The organism is Streptacidiphilus anmyonensis (genome assembly GCF_000787855.1).
GTDB lineage: Bacteria > Actinomycetota > Actinomycetes > Streptomycetales > Streptomycetaceae > Streptacidiphilus > Streptacidiphilus anmyonensis.
The window spans coordinates 20,758-37,467 of the sequence record NZ_BBPQ01000029.1; the positions used below are offsets into that span (position 1 = coordinate 20,758).

Sequence of the window (16,710 nt, forward strand, 5' to 3'; positions counted from 1 at the left end):
AGGTACCGCCCCGATGACTGCCCCCGCGCAACCGGAGCAGACGCTGTCCCTGCCGGTGCAGCGCCCGCCGCTCCCCGGCGCCCGACCGGGCGCCCTGGAGGCCCGAGAGATCTCGGCCTGGTTCGGCGACCACCAGGTGCTGGACCGGGTCTCGCTCACCATGCCCGCAGGCCGGGTCACCGCCCTGATCGGCCCGTCAGGCTGCGGCAAGTCCACCTTCCTGCGGATCCTCAACCGCATGCACGAGCTGATCGCTGACGCCACCCTGGCCGGCGAGGTGATGCTGGACGGCGCGGACATCTACGGCGCCGACCGCCGCCTGACCGAGGCGCGCCGCTCGATCGGCATGGTCTTCCAGAAGCCCAACCCGTTTCCGGCGATGTCCATCTACGACAACGTGGTGGCCGGTCTGAAGCTCACGGGCACCCGTGCGAGCCGCGCCGAGCGGGACCGCCTGGTCGAGGAGTGCCTGACCAAGGCGGGCCTGTGGACGGAGGTGCGGGACCGCCTCAAGCAGCCGGGCGGCGCGCTCTCCGGCGGGCAGCAGCAGCGCCTGTGCATCGCCCGGTCGTTGGCCATCCGGCCCCAGGTGCTGCTGATGGACGAGCCGTGCTCGGCGCTGGACCCCTCCTCGACGCGCCGCATCGAGGAGACCATCCGCGAGCTGGTCCACGAGGTGACCATCGTGATCGTCACCCACAACATGCAGCAGGCCGCGCGCGTCTCGGACCAGTGCGCGTTCTTCCTCGCCAGCCAGGGCGTTCCGGGCGGCATCGTCGAACACGGCGACACCCAGGCGATGTTCGCCAGTCCGCGCGACGCCCGCACGGCCGACTACGTGAACGGCCGCTTCGGCTGACGCGCAGTCACCACGTGGGCCGGATCGGGCCCTTCGGGCCGAGTGCGGCGAGGTCGCGCACGAGCGCGGCGAAGCGCTCCGGGCCGAGCAGCTCCCGGAAGGGCGCGACCGCCTCGACGGCGGCCGCGTCCGCCGCCCGGGTGCAGGCCCAGCCGTGTTCGGTGAGCCGCAGCAGGCGCGCCCGCGCGTCGGTGGGGTGCGGTGTGCGCTCGACGTATCCCTTCCGTACGAGCTCGTCCACGAGCTGGGCGGCGGCCTGCTTGGTCACCCCGAGGTGCCCGGCGAGCTCGGCTGTGGTGGCTCCGCCGTGGGAGATCCGCGCGAACGCGAAGCCGTGCGCGGGCCGCAGGTCGGCGAACCCGGCCGCGACGACCCGGTCGTGGATGCCCTGCACGAGCTCTCCGGCGAGGGCGAGGACGAGCGCGGAGAAGGCGAGGGACTCCTGCGCCGGCACGGCTGGTTCGGACATGGGTTGACCCTACCCCAATGGACAAGTAGCTTGTCGATATAGACAAGCTGCTTGTCCATCGATAGATCCATCCAGGGAAAGGTCGTCACCGCCATGCCCGCGATCCGCAGCGACGAGGCCAGGGTCCACGAGCTCCACGGCGTCCGCTTCGTCTCCTACGCCAGCCCCGCCACCGGCAGCAGGGAACTCGCCGCCTGGCGCGGCGAGATCCCCGCCCACACCCCGGGCCAGGCCCACACCATCACCCGCGAGGAGATCCTCCACCTCCTCGAGGGCGCCCTGCGCTTCACCCTCGACGGGGAGGTCCACGACCTCACGGCCGGCGACGTCCTCGTGGCCAACGCGGGCAGCACGCTTCGCGTCGACAACGTCTCCGACGCCCCGGCCCGCATCTGGACCACCACCTCCGTCGGCCTGGAGGCGGTCATGGCCGACGGCACCCGCATCCGGCCCCCGTGGGCGAACGGCGTCCAGTCCGCGTAGGGCTCAACTCTCGTAGGGGAAGCGTGCGAGCGGCGCGTCCTTCGCGAAGAACGTCTTCGCACGGCGCAAGGCCCGCTCGTCCTCCAGGACCTGTCCTGGTCGCGAGCCGTTGCCCAGCAGCACGCCGCCGAAGCGCATCCCCATGTACGCCGCGGTGTGGTGGAGCGTCAGCTCCAGCGGCAAAGCCACCTCCTCCTCGGTGTGCGCCATGGCCGTGACGCCCCACAGGGTGCGGCCGGACATCTTCGCCCGGAACTCCGGGTCCGGCGTGCGCAGCCACTTGGACCAGTAGTCCAGATACCGCTTGGCGTACGCGGAGAGCGAGTACCAGTACAGCGGCGAGGCGATCACCACGTCCGTCGCGGCGAGCGTCGCCTCGTGCAGCAGCTCCTCGTTGTCCTGCCCCGGCCAGGACTCGTTCGCGTGGCGGGTGTCCTGGTAGTCCGGAAGCCGGTACTCGCTGAGGTCCAGCCAGCGCTGCTCCGTCCCGGCCGGCAACTGCTCCGCCGCCGCGCGGGCGAGGAGCTCGGTGTTGCCGTCCGGGCGGGCACTGGCCAGCACGAAGAGGAAGGATCGCGTCGTCATGTCGGCGGCAACCGCCTCAGGACCACGCCTATTCCGGCCCTGGGCGCCGTCCGTAGGCCCGGCCCCGACCCGACCCCGCCGCGCCCCCGGGGCGGGGACGGGCAGGGCCGCGCGGTGGGCCCGCGCTACTCCTCGCCGGCTGCGCCGAAGGAGGCGAAGGAGGCCGCGAAGGACGCGCGGACGGCGGACTGCGCCGCCGGGCCGCCGCCCAGGTGGGCGGAGGCGAGGTGGTCCAGGCCCAGCAGGGCCGCGCCGACGACCGGGCGCGTGGTGACCACCTGCGGGCGCGCCAGCGGCGCGGCCTGGGTCAGGCGGCTGAACACCGCCTCCATCAGCAGGGGTTGGCGGGCGGCCAGGACGCCTCCGCCGAGGACGACGTCGGCGGGCACGCCGATCAGGTCGAGGCGGCGCAGGGCCACCGTCGCCAGGGCGACGATCTCCTCGGCCTGGCGCTCCACCAGCTGGACGGCCGTCGGGTCGCCCGCCTCCGCGCAGCGGAAGAGGACGGGGACCAGTTCGTGCAGCCGGCCCTCGGCCACTCCGCCGAGGTGGACCGCCTCGGCGACCGCGCTCGCACTCGGCAGGCCGAAGTGCTCGGCGACCGCCGCCGCCAGCGCGGTGGGCTCGCCACGGCCGTCCTCGGCGCGGGTGGAGCACCACATCACCTCCAGGGCGATGCCGCCACCGCCGCCCCAGTCGCCGGTGATCTGGCCGAGCGCGGGGAACCGCGCCGTGCGGCCGTCCGGGAGCAGACCCACGCAGTTGATGCCCGCGCCGCAGACCACGGCGACGCCGCGGGGCGCGTCCGTGCCGGCGCGCAGCAGCGCGAAGGTGTCGTTCGCGACGACGGTGGTGCGCGACCAGCCGCGTGCCGCGATCGCTTGCTGCAACTCCCGTTCCTCGACCGGCAGATCCGCGTTGGCCAGGCACGCCGACACGTGCGTGACCAGCGGACCCTGACCGCCGCTGACGTCCAGCCCGGCCTCGGCGGCGGCCGCGGCCACCAGAGCGGCCAGGCCGTCGACGGCGCCCTCGGTCCCGCTCGCGTACGGGCGGAAGCCGCCGCCGCGCGCGGTGCCGAGGACGGTTCCGTCCGCGGTCACCAGCGCCACGTCGGTCTTGCTGTTTCCGGCGTCGATCGCGAGCACGCCCGGGACCAGTTCGGTGCCCACCGCGCCCACGGTCCCCGCGCCGATCGGGTTCCCGACCTCGTCGTCCTCGGACTCGTTCGGCAGGCCAGTCATCAAGGTCGTCACGCCCACGCCAGGTGCTCGCGGTTGTGCGCGATCAGACGGTCCGTCAACTGCGCGGCCCGGTCCAGCTGTCCGACCAGCGGGTGGGCCAGCAGGGCCTGGAAGACCCGGTCCCGGCCGCCGCGCAGCGCGGCGTCCAGGGCCAGCTGCTCGTAGCCGGTGACGTGCGCGATCAGGCCCGCGTACAGCGGCTCGACGGTCGGGACCGGCAGCGGCCGCGCGCCCGAGGCGTCGACCAGCGCCGGCACCTCGATGACCGCGTCGTCCGGCAGGAACGGCAGCGTGCCGCCGTTGCGGACGTTGACCACCTGCTCGGACGGCTCCCCGCCTTCCGTGCCGAGCAGCGAGGCGACCAGCTGCACCGCCGCCTCGCTGTAGAACGCGCCGCCGCGCTGCGCCAGCAGCTCCGGCTTCTCGTCCAACTGCGGGTCCGCGTACATCGTCAGCAGCTCCCGCTCGATCGCGGCGACCTTCGCGGCGCGCGAGCCCTGCTCCCTCAGCTCCGCCACCACCGCGTCGTGCTCGTAGAAGTAGCGCAGGTAGTACGACGGCACCACGCCCAACTGCCGCACCAGCGACAGCGGCAGCTCCAGGTCCTCGGCGATCGCCGCGCCGTGCGCGTCGATCAGGTCCGGCAGGACGTCCTTGCCGTCGAGTCTGACGCCGCGCTCCCAGGTGAGGTGGTTCAGGCCCACGTGGTCGAGCTGGATCCGCTCCGGTTCGACGCCGAGCAGGCCCGCGAACTTGCGCTGGAAGCCGATGGCCACGTTGCACAGGCCGACGGCCTTGTGACCCTCCGTCAGCAGCGCGCGGGTGACGATGCCGACCGGGTTGGTGAAGTCGACGATCCACGCGTCCGGGTTGGCCCGGCGCACCCGCTCCGCGATGTCGAGGACGACCGGGACGGTGCGCAGCGCCTTCGCCAACCCGCCCGCGCCGGTGGTCTCCTGGCCGACGCAGCCGCACTCCAGCGGCCATGTCTCGTCCTGCTCGCGGGCCGCCTGGCCGCCGACGCGCAGTTGCAGCAGCACGGCGTCGGCGTCCTGGACGGACGCGTCGAGGTCGGTGGAGGTGGTGACGGTGCCGGGGTGGCCCTGCTTGGCGAAGATCCGCCGGGCCAGCCCGCCGACCAGTTCCAGCCGCTCCACGGCCGGGTCGACCAGCACCAGCTCGCCGATGGGAAGGCTGTCGCGAAGTCTGGCGAAGCCGTCGATCAGCTCCGGCGTGTACGTCGAGCCGCCTCCGACGACGACCAGCTTGAGGCTCATCAGCCCTTGACTCCTGTCAGTGTGACGCCCTCGATGAAGGCCTTCTGGGCGAAGAAGAACACGATGATCACGGGTGCCATCACCAGCAGGGTGGCCGCCATGGTCAGGTTCCAGTCCGTGTGGTGCGCGCTGTGGAAGGTCTGCAGACCGTACGAGACCGTCCAGGCGTTGGGGTTCTGTGCGAGGTAGATCTGCGGGCCGAAGAAGTCGTTCCAGCAGTAGAAGAACTGGAACAGCGCCACCGCCGAGACGGCCGGCTTGATCATCGGCAGCACCACCCGCCGCAGCGTGGTCCACTCGCCGCAGCCGTCGACCTTCGCCGCGTCCAGGTACTCCTTGGGGATGGTCAGCAGGAACTGGCGCAGCAGGAAGATGGAGAACGCGTCGCCGAAGGCCATCGGGATGACCAGCGGCCAGATGGTCCCGGTCAGGTGCAGTTGGTTGGTCCACAGCAGGTACATCGGCACGATGATCACCTGCGGCGGCAGCATCATCATCGAGATGACCGCCATCATCGCCGCCCGGCGGCCGGGAAAGCGGAACTTGGCCAGCGCGTAGGCGGGCGGGATGGAGGAGACCACCGTCAGTACGGTGCCGAGCACCGAGTACTCGATGCTGTTCTTCCACCAGTCGGTGAAGCCCGGCACCTTGAAGACGTTGACGTAGTTGCTCCACACCCAGTGCTGCGGCCAGAGGTTGGCGCTGAGCGACTGGTCGTCGCTCATCAGCGAGGTGAGGAAGAGGAAGACGAAGGGCAGCAGGAAGAACAGCGCCGCGGCGATGCCGAGCGAGTGCACGGCGATCCAGTTGAGGCGCCGCTGCCGGATCGCCCGGCGGTGCGCGGCCGTCCGCGGCGCGGGCGTGGCGGTGCTGGGCGCGGAGTCCAAAGTCAGGGTGTCGCTCATGGTTTCCCGGTCCTTCCGGCCTAGTCGTCGCCCATGAGGCCGGCGCGCCGGCGCATCAGCAGGGAGGTGAAGGCCATCGCGAGCACGAACAGGACCAGCGAGACCACGCAGGCCGCGCCGATGTCGTCGTTGCTCTGGAAGCCGAGGTTGTAGACGAGCTGCGGCACGGTCCAGGTGGATCCGCCCGGATAGCCGGGGAAGTAGTTCTGGCCGGAGCCGGAGAGCGTCCCGGAGGCCACCTGTCCGGCGACCATCGCCTGCGTGTAGTACTGGAGCGTCTGGATCACGCCGGTGACCACGGCGAACATGATGATCGGCATGATGTTCGGCAGCGTCACGTAGCGGAACCGCTGGAAGGGGCCGGCGCCGTCGAGGGAGGCCGCCTCGTACTGCTCCGTCGGCACGTCCAGCAGGGCGGCCATGAAGATGACCATCAGGTCGCCGATGCCCCACAGGGCCAGCAGCACCAACGAGGGCTTGGACCAGTTGGGGTCGTTGAACCAGCCCGGCTGCGGCAGGCCGAGCTCGCCGAGCAGGTGGTTGACCGGGCCGGTGCCCGGGTTGAGCAGGAAGGCGAAGCCGATGGTCGCGGCGACCGGCGGGGCCAGGTAGGGCAGGTAGAAGGCGGTGCGGAAGAAGCCCGCGCCCGTCTTGATCTTCGTGATCAGGGTGCCGATGCCGAGCCCGAAGATGACCCGCAGCGTGACCATCACGACGACCAGCCACAGCGTGTTGCGCATGGCGGTCCAGAAGTACGGGTTCTCGGTGAGGATGTAGGTCCAGTTCTTCGTGCCCACGAAGTTCGGCGGGTTGTAGCCGTCGTAGTGCATGAAGGAGAAGTAGACGGTGGAGATCAGCGGGTAGGCGAAGAAGATCGCGAAGCCGATCAGCCAGGGGGAGAGGAAGGCCAGGGCCACCCGCAGTTCGCGACGGTGCTTGCGCCTGAGCGCGGGAGCGACCGGGGACTTGCCTGCGCGGGCCCTGGACGGGGTGGGGGACGGGCCGGTCTCGGCCGTCGTGCTGCTCATGGACGTTCACCACCGGGGCGAGGCGAAGGGGAGGAGAAGGGGGACCGGGTCGGCCGGGCCAGGGCGTTGGAGATCCCGGCCGACCCGGAGCTCAGCTGCGGACTTCAGTTCGTGGCAGCCTGGGCCAGGGAGTTGTCGACGTCCGTGTCGGCCTTCTTCAGGCCCGCCATGACGTCCGTCTGCTTGCCCGACTGGAGGTCCAGGCCGAGGTTCTGCAGGATCGTCACGTAGCCGTCGCCGTCCGGCGTGGCCGGCTGGGTGACCGAGTTCGGGTTCTTGGCCACGTTCAGGAAGGTCTGGAAGGTGCTCGGCAGCTTCAGGTCGGGCGACTTGAGCGCGGCGATGGTGCTCGGCACGTTGTCGATCGCGTTGGCGAAGGTGACCAGGGCGCCGGTGTTCGTGGTCATGTACTTCACGAACTCCCAGGCCGCGGCCTGCTTCTGGCTGTTGCGGTTGATGCCGATGACGGTTCCGGTCTGGAAGCCCCGGCCGTAGGAGGCCGCCTGGTCGTCCGGCACCGGGAACGGCGCGGTGGCCCAGTTGAAGCTGACCTTGTCCTGCTGCAGGTTGGCGACGCGCCACTCGCCGTCGAGCTGCATGGCGACCTTGCCCTTGTCGAACGCGTTGGCCGCGAACTCGTCGCCGTAGCCGGTGCGCAGCTTCTCCAGGTGCGTGTAGCCGCCGAGCTTGCCGACCAGGTCCTTCTGCCAGGCGAAGAGGGCCGGCCAGGTCGGGTCGGCCGCCAGGTTCGCCTTGCCGTCGGCGGTGAAGTAGGTGGGGTTGTACTGCCCGCCCACATAGCCGGTGTTCTGCTCGTAGTAGTCCCACAGCGGCATGTAGCCGAGCTGCTGCGAACCGTCGCCCTTGGTCAGCTTGACCGCGTCGGCGGCCAGCTCGGAGTAGGTCTTCGGCGGGGAGGCGATGCCGGCGGCCTTGAACATGTCGACGTTGTAGTAGAGGCCGTACGCGTCGCCCAGCAGTGGGAGCGAGCACTGGTCGCCCTTGTACTGGGTGTAGCTGAGCATCGCCGGCGAGAACACGGTCTTCGGGTCGATCTTGTCCTTCTCCATCAGCGGGTTCAGGTCGATCCAGGCGCCGGTGGAGCAGAACTTGCCGACGTCCGTGGTGGAGAAGTCGGAGACCACGTCGGGCGCGTTGGCGCCGGTGGCGCGCATGCCCTGGGTGATGGTGTCCGCGGAGACCGCCTTGACCGCGTTGACCTTGATGTTCGGGTGCAGCTTCTCGAAGCCCGCGATGTTGGCGTTGATGGCGGCGAGCTCGTTGGGCTGGCTCCAGCCGTGCCAGAAGGTGATGGTCACCGGCTTGTCGGTGGAGCCGGTGCTGCCCTGGGCGCCCGAGTTGGGCTGACCGGTGCACGCGGCGGCGGTCAGCGCGAGCGACGCGGCGACAGCGAGGGCGGCTGCGGTACGACGGCCTCTACGGGCGGGCTGAGCGATCGACACGGGATCTCCAGTGGGGTCGGACCATGCGGTTCGGAAGGCGCTTTTGAGTGCACTGAGCTACGGGCGCGGCGGGTGCGGGGCCGGTCCGTGGTCTCCTGGGGGCGGTGCGGTGGTGCGGTATTGCGGCGGTGCGGTCTTGCGGCGGTGCGGCGGTGCGTTGGTGCGCGCGGTGCTGCCGGTCGGGACGGGGCGGTGGGCTCAGTGGGTGGAGAAGACCTGCTCCCTCGCCGTGGCCAGCGCGGTCTGCAGTGCGCCGACGACGACGGGCGGGCCGGTCAGCTCGGTCAGCAGCAGCCGGGGGCGGGGGATGGCCAGCCCGCTCAGCTCCTCCTGGACCAGTGCGCGCAGCCGCTCGCCGCCGGCCCGCGGGACCTGGCCGCTGAGCACGACCAGCTCCGGGTCGACGACGGCGACCAGGGCGGCGAGCCCTGTCGCCATTCGCTCGGCCAGGGTCCGCAGGAACCCCTCCGCGCCGCGGGCGACGGCCTCCGCCACGGCGGCCTGTGCGCTCTCGGCGGGCAGGCCGTGCTCGGCGGCCAGGGCCAGCACCGCCGGGGCGCCGGCCAGCTCCTGGAAGCCGCCGGAGTTCTCGGTCTCCAGGTCCACGTTCTTGATCAGCGGCGCGCCCGGCATCGGCATGTAGCCGATCTCGCCCGCGCCGCCCGTGTGGCCGCGGTGCATCCGCCCGCCCAGGACCAGCGCGGCGCCGATGCCCGCCTCGAACCAGAGCAGCACGAAGTCCCGCACGCCCTGCGCCAGTCCGACCCGCTGCTCGGCGACGGCGGCCAGGTTCACGTCGTTCTCCAGTGCGACCGGCACGCCGAGGGCCTCGGTCAGCTCGGCCACCAGGTGCGCCGACTGCCAGCCGGGCAGGTGCGGCGCGTAGCGGAGCAGGCCGCTGGCCGGGTCGAGCGCGCCCGGCGTGCCGATGACGACCTGACGCAGCCGGGTGCGCGGCAGCCCGGCCGCCTCGGTGGCGATGTCCAGCGCCCAGGTGACCTGCGCCAGCGCCTCGCCCGGCTCGCCCTCGGGCAGCGGGAGCCGGTGCTCGGTGACGACGCGACCGGTGATGTCCGCGATGGCCACCCGGATCCGCTCCGGCGCCACGTCCAGTCCGGCCACGTAGGCCGCCTGCGGGTTGATCTCGTACAGCTGCGCCCCGGGCCCGGGACGACCCGCGGTGGTGCCGACCGGGACGACCAGCCCCGCCGACTCCAGCCGGGCCAGCAGCTGGGAGGCGGTCGGCTTGGAGAGACCGGTCAGCTGGCCGAGCTGCGTGCGGGAGAGGGGGCCCTGTTCCAGCAGCAGTTCGAGGGCGGCCCGATCGTTGATCGCACGCAGCAGGCGGGGAGTGCCGGGCTGCTGCGAGGGGTTGCCGGTGCCGGTGGACATGGCGTTGAATCACCCTCCTCATAGGTGCCCAGCACCCTAACGGGTGCGCTGATCGTGAACTATTAGGAAACTTTCCTTCCGATCGCCAGGAACGTACGGCGGCCGGTGAGGGGATGTCAATGCCCCGGGAACGCCTCCGTCTCCTTGGAGACCGAAGCGTTACCCGGGGCGTCGGTGGTGCGGGTGTCGTCGGACGGATCAGACCGCGACGGCGGCCTCCTCGCGCTCCTCGGCGGCGTCGGCTTCGGACTCGGCGGCGAGCGTCGGGACGGGACGGCGCTTCCGCTCGAACAGCGAGGTCAGCGCGAGCGCCGCGGCGCCGACCACGGCCCAGGCCGCCAGGATCCACACGTCGGTGCCGAACCCGGCGCGGCCGTCGAAGTAGATCATGCTGCGCGCGCCCTCGACGAAGCCCGAGCCGATCCAGAACGAGTGCAGCGAGGCGAAGAAGCCGTTCTGCAGGTCGGGGCGGAAGACGCCGCCGGAGGAGGTGAAGTTCAGCATCACGAAGAGCAGCATCGTGCCGAGCGTCGTCCAGCGGCCCAGGAAGCGGTGCAGCGCGGTGCCGATCGCCACGACGGCGAAGGAGTAGACCCAGGCGAGGCCGAAGAGCCCGAACAGGTCGCGGTGCACGAAGTGGAAGACCGGCCCCGCGAGCGCGGTCCCGATCGCGGCGACCGCGAGCGACACCCCGAGGCACAGTCCGGCCCGCGTCCGCATCCGCAACGCCTCGCCGGCGCCGCCGATCACCGCGACGCTGCCGTAGGAGCCGATGCTGATCGCGACCAGCAGGAAGAACAGCGCCTGGTTGGTCGGGTCCTGGGCGGGCATGGGCGTCAGGTCGTCCACGGTGAGCGGCTGGTGCTGCACGCTCGCGACCTGCGTGAAGATCTTCTGTGCCACCTCGACGTCGGTGGCGGAGTTGGCGGTGGCGACCATCAGCGAGGGCGCCGTGCCCGGGGCGGGGCTCGGCGTGTAGGCGGCCACCAGGGTGCGGTCCATGATCTGCGCCCGCGCGGCGTCGCCGCTCGGCAGCGTGGTGACGTCGAGCGCGTCACCGGCCCTGTCCTTCAGCGTCTGCGCCAGCACGTCGGCCCGCGGTCCGCCGCCGACGACAGCGACCTTCATGTGGTGTGGGGACGGTGCGTGGAACGCGCTCTCGTACGCGAGACCCATGCCGATGCACATGAGCAGCGGGAGCAGCAGGTGCGTGAGCACCCGGCGGAGTACGGCGCGTTCGGACATCTCATCCCGTCCAAAGGTTGGTAAATACAACTGAAGCTCTAAGTTGTACTTTACAACGAATCTGGGAAGAGTGCTACTTGCAACTACTTCGACGGCGCCGGGTCGTCCAGGCCTGGGATCGGAGCCGTCGCACGGGACTGCGCGCTGTTCGGGTCGCCCAGGGCCGAGGGTGCCGCGAAGTCCACGGCCGGGCCGGTCCGCTGCGCCGGCACGGCGTCGACCGGCTGCGGGACGACGCCCAGGTGGATGTCCGCGGCCTCCAGCGCCTCCTTGATCCGGCGGCGCAGCTCGCGGCCGACGCCCAGCGCCTTGCCCGGCATCACCTTCGCCTGGACGTGGACGATCATCGCGTCCGCGGCCAGCGAGTCGACGCCGAGGACCTTGACCGGCTCCCACAGCTGCTCGGCCCAGTCCTCCTCCTGCGCCATGCGCTCCGTCGCCGCCAGGATGATCTTCTCGACCTTGTCCAGGTCCTCCTGGTAGCCGAGCGGGACGTCCACGTTCGCCGTGGCCCAGCCCTGGCTCAGGTTGGCGATGCGCTTGACCTCGCCGTTGCGGATGTACCAGATCTCGCCGTTCGCGCCGCGCAGCTTGGTGACACGCAGGCCGACCTCCAGCACGGTGCCGGTGGCGACGCCGGTGTCGATCAGGTCGCCGACCCCGTACTGGTCCTCGATGATCATGAAGACGCCGGAGAGGAAGTCCGTCACCAGGTTGCGCGCGCCGAAGCCGATCGCCACACCCGCGACGCCCGCGCTGGCCAGCAGGGGCGCGAGGTTGATGCCGAGCACCGGAAGGATCGTGATGGCCGCCGTGCCGAGGATCACGAAGGACGCGACGCTGCGCAGCACCGAGCCCATCGCCTGCGACCGCTGCCGACGTCGCTCCGCGTTCGCCAGCAGGCCGTTGAGCAGCGCGTTGTGCGCGGCGTTGTGGTGGCTCTGCACCATCCGCTCGACCAGCTTGTCGATCAGCCGGACCACCACGGCGCGCACGACCAGGGCGACGACCGCGATGAACAGGATCCGCAGACCGTCTTCGACCCAGTTCGCCCAGTGCGAGCTCAGGTAGCTCACAGCCTGGTTGGCCTGCTGCAACGTGGCGTGGACGCTCGTCGTCCCGTCGGAGGGACCGGGAGCGGGGGTCGGGGATGCGTTGCTGGACATCGCCCCAGACTACCGAGGGCCGGGGAACGGCCCGGACCACGCGCCGCCCCCGAAAACAGCCGCGCTGACCGTGCGTTACCGGGCTTGACCTGCGGTGACTGTGGGCATAGTGCCGGTGTGGGCTTCCGGTGTGGGGGAGCACACACCCGGACGGATCTCCGGTCTTGCTGGCGTCGCAGCACCTTCGGCGGCGACACTGTCAGGAGATCACCCACGCCTGGGTGATCGGTCGTCCCGGCGCGAGCCACGCGCCGTCGGCGGAAAGGGAGGCCCTCGTGCCGCATGTTCTGGTCCTGAACGCGTCCTACGAGCCGCTCGGCGTCGTCTCACTACGACGCGCCCTGGTGCTTGTCCTCGACAAGAAGGCTGTGAGCCTGGAGGACACCGGGGTACTCATGCACAGCGCGACCACTGTCATATCCGTTCCATCCGTCGTCCGGCTCACCCGGTTCGTGCGGATCCCCTTTCGCGGGCCCGTCCCGCTCACCCGTCGCGCGCTCTTCGCCCGCGACGGCGGGCGCTGCGTGTACTGCGGTGGCGTCGCAACCAGCGTCGACCACGTGGTGCCGCGCAGCAGGGGCGGCCAGCACGCGTGGGACAACGTGGTGGCCGCCTGCCGCCGCTGCAACCACGTGAAGGCGGACCGCCACCTCGCCGATCTCGGCTGGCGCATGAAGCGCCAACCGGCACCGCCGACCGGCCTCGCCTGGCGCATCATCGGCACGGGACACCGCGATCCGCGGTGGCGTCCCTACCTCGAGCCCTACGGCACGGCGGAGGAGTTGGCGCACCTCGCGCCATTCCGTCATGCGGACGGGCCCCCACAGGCCCCGGCCGAGCTCACCGCGTAGTGCGCGGACCGCTCGCCGGGGCCTTTGCTTTGGGCGGGCACGTTCGGAAGCCCGGTTCAGCCGCACCACCCGCGGTTGCACCACCCAGGGGCGCGGGGAACTGCGCGAGAAACCGCCCTGTGCGGATGGCCCTGCACGTCGAGGACCGTTCGCGTGTCGGTGGCTTGTCGCGCAGTTCCCCGCGCCCCTGGTGTGGCGCGCCCCTAAGGCGTGGCGGTCGGCGACGGGGCGTCCGTCGGGGACGGGCTCGGGTCAGGGCTGGGCGGGGGCGTGGTCGCGGTGGGGGAAGGCGTGGGCGCCGTCGGCGTCGGGGTGGGCGAGGGGGCCTGCGGGACGACCGCGTAGACCTCCATGCCCCACAGCGAGTACCCGAAGCGCGTCGCCCGTGCGAGCCCCTGCATGCGGACGTACTGCGCCGTCACGGCGCCGAAGCGGACGGTCTCGTCCCCGCCGCGGCCGGAGGCCACCATCGCCGCCGTGGTCCAGTGGACGCCGTCCGTCGAGGTCTGGATCGCGTAGCGGGAGGCGTACGCGTCCTGCCAGTGCAGGACGACCTCGCCCAACGTCGCGGGCACGGCCAGCCGCACCTGGACCCACTCGTCGTCCTGGGCCGGTGACGACCACCGCGTCGTCGGATCGCCGTCGTTGACGGCTGCCGCCGGGAAGTCCGAGGTCTCGTCCGCGGACGAGCCCGCCGCGCCAGTGAGAGCCAGATCGGGGCCGCCCGTACGCGGGTAGACGTTCACGGTGACGTCCTGCGTGGCCGTGCGCCCCCCGACGGTGAAGACGACGTGCGCGGTGTACGACCCGGTCGGGGTGCCCGCCGCCGCGGTGAAGCTCAGCGGGACGCCCGTGCTGCCGCCGCGCGGGAGCGCGACGGGGCCGGTGCCCGTGACGGTGACGCCCTTCGCCGCGGCGGGCAGCTGCGTGGCGACCGTGCCGGTCGCCCCGGCGACGTCCTGCGCCTGCAGCACGCCGGGCAGGGCGACGGGGGCGCCGCCCGCCTGGAGGTCCACGCTCTGCGCGCCGAGCTGCAACGTCGCCGGAGGTGTGTCCGCGTACCAGGGGATGACCTGGTAGACGACCGGCGCCTGGCTGCCGGGAGCGCCGGACCAGAGCAACCGGATCGAGTCGACGCGCAGCTTCGGGTCGGCGGCGAGCTCGGTGTAACCGCCGGAGGCGATCGCACCGAGGCGGGTCCAGCCCTTGTCCGCGCTGTGCACCTCGACCCAGCCGGGCGTGTGCGTCCGGCCGTCCGTCAGCACCACGACGCGGCCGAGCTGGCGCGTCTGACTGAGCGTCACCGTCAGTGCGTCGCCGGGCTGCGGCGCGGACGCCGCCTGGTAGGGCGCGTCCAGGTCGCCGTCGACGGCGTTGGACGCGGGCGAGCCGGACACCGCGGCGGGGCCGGTCGCGGTCAGCGCGGTGGCGTCCGGCGCGCTGACGCTGAACTCCCGTACCGCGACCGCGCTGTCCTGGCCGGAGCCGGCCCGCAGACGCAGGTAGCGCGCGGCGGCCCCGGCCGGCAGCGTCGCGTCGATCTCGCCCTGACCGTGGTAGTGGCCGACCTGCACCCAGCCGCCGTCGTCGGTGGCGTACTCCAGGATCGCGTCCTGCATGATGTCGCCCTGGGCCACGTCCCCGGCGGGGCCGCCCATCAGGATGTGGACGGTCCGCACGGGGGTGTCGCTGCCGAGGTCGACCCCGACGGTGTCGCCCGCCTGCGGCGGGTTGCCTGACCAGTAGTAGGTGCCGGGGTCGCCGTCGACCATCAGCGCGGGGTCGTGGTCCTGGGCGGTGCCCATGGAGCTGGTCGGGGTGAGCTGGTCGCCGTCGAGCCCGGACCAGCTGTCGGCGGCCTTCAGGGCGCGGTCGAGGAAGGCGTCGAGGACGCCCTCGCCGAGCGTGACGCCGCTGTCCTCCAGCTGGGCCATCTCCTGTCGCAGCACACCGCGCTGGCTCCAGGCCGCGGCGCCGTTCCCGGCGCGCTGCGCGGCCAGCATGTCGACGGCGGCCTGCCCTGCGCGGCCGTACTGCGCGAGCTGCTGGATCCAGGGGGAGTCCTCGGCCAGCAACCCGCCGCCCGCGACGCCGGCCAGGTTGTCAGTGGCCCGTGCCATCGTGGTGAACGCGGCACTGAGTCGCGCGGCGGCCTTGGCGCGGGCTTCCGTCGCGGCGGGGGCGGCGGCGTTCGGCTCGGGGGAGGCCGGTTCGAACGCGGCCCAGAACGCGTCGAGGAGGGGCCGCAGGTACGCGGATTCCTGCTGCCCGAGCGGTGAGGAGGCGCTGTTGCCGGCCAGCGCGGCCAGCGCCGCGCGGGCCTGTGTGCTTGGGGTCTGTGCGGTGGGGGCCTGCGCGGTGGAGGCCGCCGTGCCGGGGCGGGCGGTACCGGTGCCGTAGGTCGTCGCCCCGGCCAGCGCGGAGACGGCGGCCTGCCAGGAGGCGTCGGGCCGGTAGGCCGACGGGTTCCAGGCGAAGTCCGCGGCGGTGAAGAGGGGGATGCGCGAGGCGAGGGGCTGCTGCATGGCGCTGACCAGCAGACCGGCCGTCCCGCTCGCCACGGCCGGGTCCCGGCCCTGGTAGGCGCCCAGGTAGAGACGGTCCTGCTCGGAGTCGTTGACGGGGTAGTTGTCCTCCGTCAGCAACGGGTGGCCGAGCGTCTGCTGGGCGGTCGCCAGGTCGCCGGAGGTGATGGTGGCGGGCTCCACACCCGATCCGGTCCAGGCGATCCGCACGCCGCCGTCCAGCTCCTGGGCCAGGGCGGTGCGGTAGGGCGTCGCGTCCGTCTCGTGGTACTCGCTGGGGAGCACGGTCAGCGCGTCGGCGCCCGGGTGCTGGGAGAGGAAGCGCCGCAGCACGGCGGCCACCACGTCCGCCTGCGCACGCGCGGCGGCCTGCGGACCGTGCCCGTAGCGGGCGGCGTCCGCGTCGCAGTGCCAGTGGGAGAAGGTGGCCTGGGAGAAGTCCAGTTGGAAGGAGCGCAGGCCCAGGCTCCACAGCTGCTCCAGCTTGGCCACCAGCGCGTCCTGGTCGGTACGCGAGGTGTAGCACAGCGAGGCGCCGGGCGAGAGCGAGTAGCCGAGCGTGACGTGGTTCAGCGCGGCGCGCCGCGTCAGCGTGCGCAGCTCGGCCTGCGGGCCGGCCGGATAGGGGGTGCGCCACAGCGCGTCCCGGTAGGGGTCGTCGCCCGGAGCGTAGAGAAGGAAGTTCTGCTTGGTCTGCCCGAGGAAATCGATCATGTCGGCGGTCTGCGCCGTCGTCCACGGTGTGCCGTAGAAGCCCTCCACGACGCCGCGTACCGGCGAGGAGGGCCAGTCCTGCACGGCCAGCGCGGGCAGCGTGCCGCCGACGCCGAGGATCTGACGGAAGGACTGGACGGCGTTGTAGGTGCCCTCGGCGTCCACCCCGGCGAGCACGGCCACACCCGCCGGGCCCGCCTGGCCGGTCTGCCCTGCCTGGCCCGCGTGTCCCGCCTGCCCCGGCACGTTCGGCTTGCCCGAGCCGCCCGCGCCGCCCGCAGCGTCGGACGTGCCCGACGGCCTGGCGGTGATCGTGCCGGTGCCCAGGATGTAGCCGCCCGCGGGCAGTCCGGTGGGGGAGAGGGCGGTCTGCCCCGCGCCTGCGAGGGAGCGCAGCGCGCGGTCCGTGCCGCCGGTCGCGCCCTCGGCCGCGCCGCCCAGGTAGATCGTGAGTGCGCCGGGCTGCGGGTCGCTGCCCGGGGAGACGGTGTCGACCCGCTGCAC

General features: G+C 72.1%; 14 protein-coding genes. 3 read left to right on the forward strand and 11 right to left on the reverse strand.

What is annotated here, in order from left to right:
* The first annotated feature begins 13 nt into the window (after window positions 1–13).
* Window positions 14–859: a phosphate ABC transporter ATP-binding protein gene (locus tag TR50_RS23345; protein WP_042425172.1), complete on the forward strand. Its 846-nt coding sequence runs from the start codon at window positions 14–16 to the stop codon at window positions 857–859.
* A 7-nt stretch (window positions 860–866) separates the two neighbouring features.
* Here TR50_RS23345 and TR50_RS23350 read toward each other — a convergent pair whose 3' ends face one another.
* Window positions 867–1,328, reverse strand: coding sequence for a MarR family winged helix-turn-helix transcriptional regulator (locus TR50_RS23350; protein WP_042425175.1), 462 nt, complete (start codon window positions 1,326–1,328; stop codon window positions 867–869).
* A gap of 93 nt (window positions 1,329–1,421) precedes the next feature.
* Here TR50_RS23350 and TR50_RS23355 point away from each other — a divergent pair, with 93 nt between their 5' ends.
* On the forward strand, window positions 1,422–1,811 hold the full coding sequence (locus TR50_RS23355; RefSeq protein ID WP_042425179.1) for a cupin domain-containing protein: 390 nt from the start codon (window positions 1,422–1,424) through the stop codon (window positions 1,809–1,811).
* Between the two features lie 3 nt (window positions 1,812–1,814).
* Here TR50_RS23355 and TR50_RS23360 read toward each other — a convergent pair whose 3' ends face one another.
* The 9 genes from TR50_RS23360 to TR50_RS23400 form a co-directional block, all read right to left on the reverse strand.
* Window positions 1,815–2,396 (reverse strand): flavodoxin family protein, encoded by a 582-nt coding sequence (locus TR50_RS23360; RefSeq protein WP_042425182.1) that lies wholly within the window; start codon window positions 2,394–2,396, stop codon window positions 1,815–1,817.
* A 125-nt stretch (window positions 2,397–2,521) separates the two neighbouring features.
* A complete protein-coding gene (locus TR50_RS23365) occupies window positions 2,522–3,652 on the reverse strand; it encodes an N-acetylglucosamine kinase (RefSeq protein ID WP_236654556.1) in 1,131 nt (376 codons plus the stop codon).
* Window positions 3,649–4,917 (reverse strand): 6-phospho-beta-glucosidase, encoded by a 1,269-nt coding sequence (locus tag TR50_RS23370; protein ID WP_042425184.1) that lies wholly within the window; start codon window positions 4,915–4,917, stop codon window positions 3,649–3,651. Before TR50_RS23370 ends, TR50_RS23365 begins: the two co-directional genes overlap by 4 nt.
* Entirely contained in the window at window positions 4,917–5,822 is a 906-nt protein-coding gene (locus tag TR50_RS23375; protein ID WP_042425187.1) for a carbohydrate ABC transporter permease, read from the reverse strand. Before TR50_RS23375 ends, TR50_RS23370 begins: the two co-directional genes overlap by 1 nt.
* 20 nt (window positions 5,823–5,842) lie before the next feature.
* Window positions 5,843–6,850, reverse strand: a complete 1,008-nt coding sequence (locus TR50_RS23380; protein WP_084700827.1) for a carbohydrate ABC transporter permease — start codon at window positions 6,848–6,850, stop codon at window positions 5,843–5,845.
* A gap of 104 nt (window positions 6,851–6,954) precedes the next feature.
* The gene (locus TR50_RS23385; RefSeq protein WP_042425318.1) at window positions 6,955–8,307 is read right to left on the reverse strand and encodes an extracellular solute-binding protein; all 1,353 of its coding nucleotides are present in this window, start codon (window positions 8,305–8,307) and stop codon (window positions 6,955–6,957) included.
* A gap of 204 nt (window positions 8,308–8,511) precedes the next feature.
* Window positions 8,512–9,705 carry an ROK family transcriptional regulator gene (locus TR50_RS23390; protein ID WP_042425190.1) on the reverse strand — a complete coding sequence of 398 codons (1,194 nt, stop codon included), beginning with the start codon at window positions 9,703–9,705 and terminating at the stop codon, window positions 8,512–8,514.
* Between the two features lie 198 nt (window positions 9,706–9,903).
* Window positions 9,904–10,950 (reverse strand): ABC-2 transporter permease, encoded by a 1,047-nt coding sequence (locus TR50_RS23395; protein WP_042425193.1) that lies wholly within the window; start codon window positions 10,948–10,950, stop codon window positions 9,904–9,906.
* An 83-nt stretch (window positions 10,951–11,033) separates the two neighbouring features.
* Complete coding sequence (locus tag TR50_RS23400) at window positions 11,034–12,116, reverse strand: mechanosensitive ion channel family protein (RefSeq protein ID WP_042425196.1); 1,083 nt, start codon at window positions 12,114–12,116, stop codon at window positions 11,034–11,036.
* Window positions 12,117–12,391: 275 nt separating this feature from the next.
* On the opposite strand from TR50_RS23400, the gene TR50_RS23405 reads away from it, so the two are divergent.
* Window positions 12,392–12,967 (forward strand): HNH endonuclease, encoded by a 576-nt coding sequence (locus tag TR50_RS23405; RefSeq protein ID WP_042387674.1) that lies wholly within the window; start codon window positions 12,392–12,394, stop codon window positions 12,965–12,967.
* A 203-nt stretch (window positions 12,968–13,170) separates the two neighbouring features.
* On the opposite strand, the gene TR50_RS42875 is transcribed toward TR50_RS23405, so the two are convergent.
* Window positions 13,171–16,710: glycoside hydrolase family 84 protein (locus tag TR50_RS42875; protein WP_052441261.1), on the reverse strand; the 3,540-nt coding region annotated here is incomplete at its 5' end.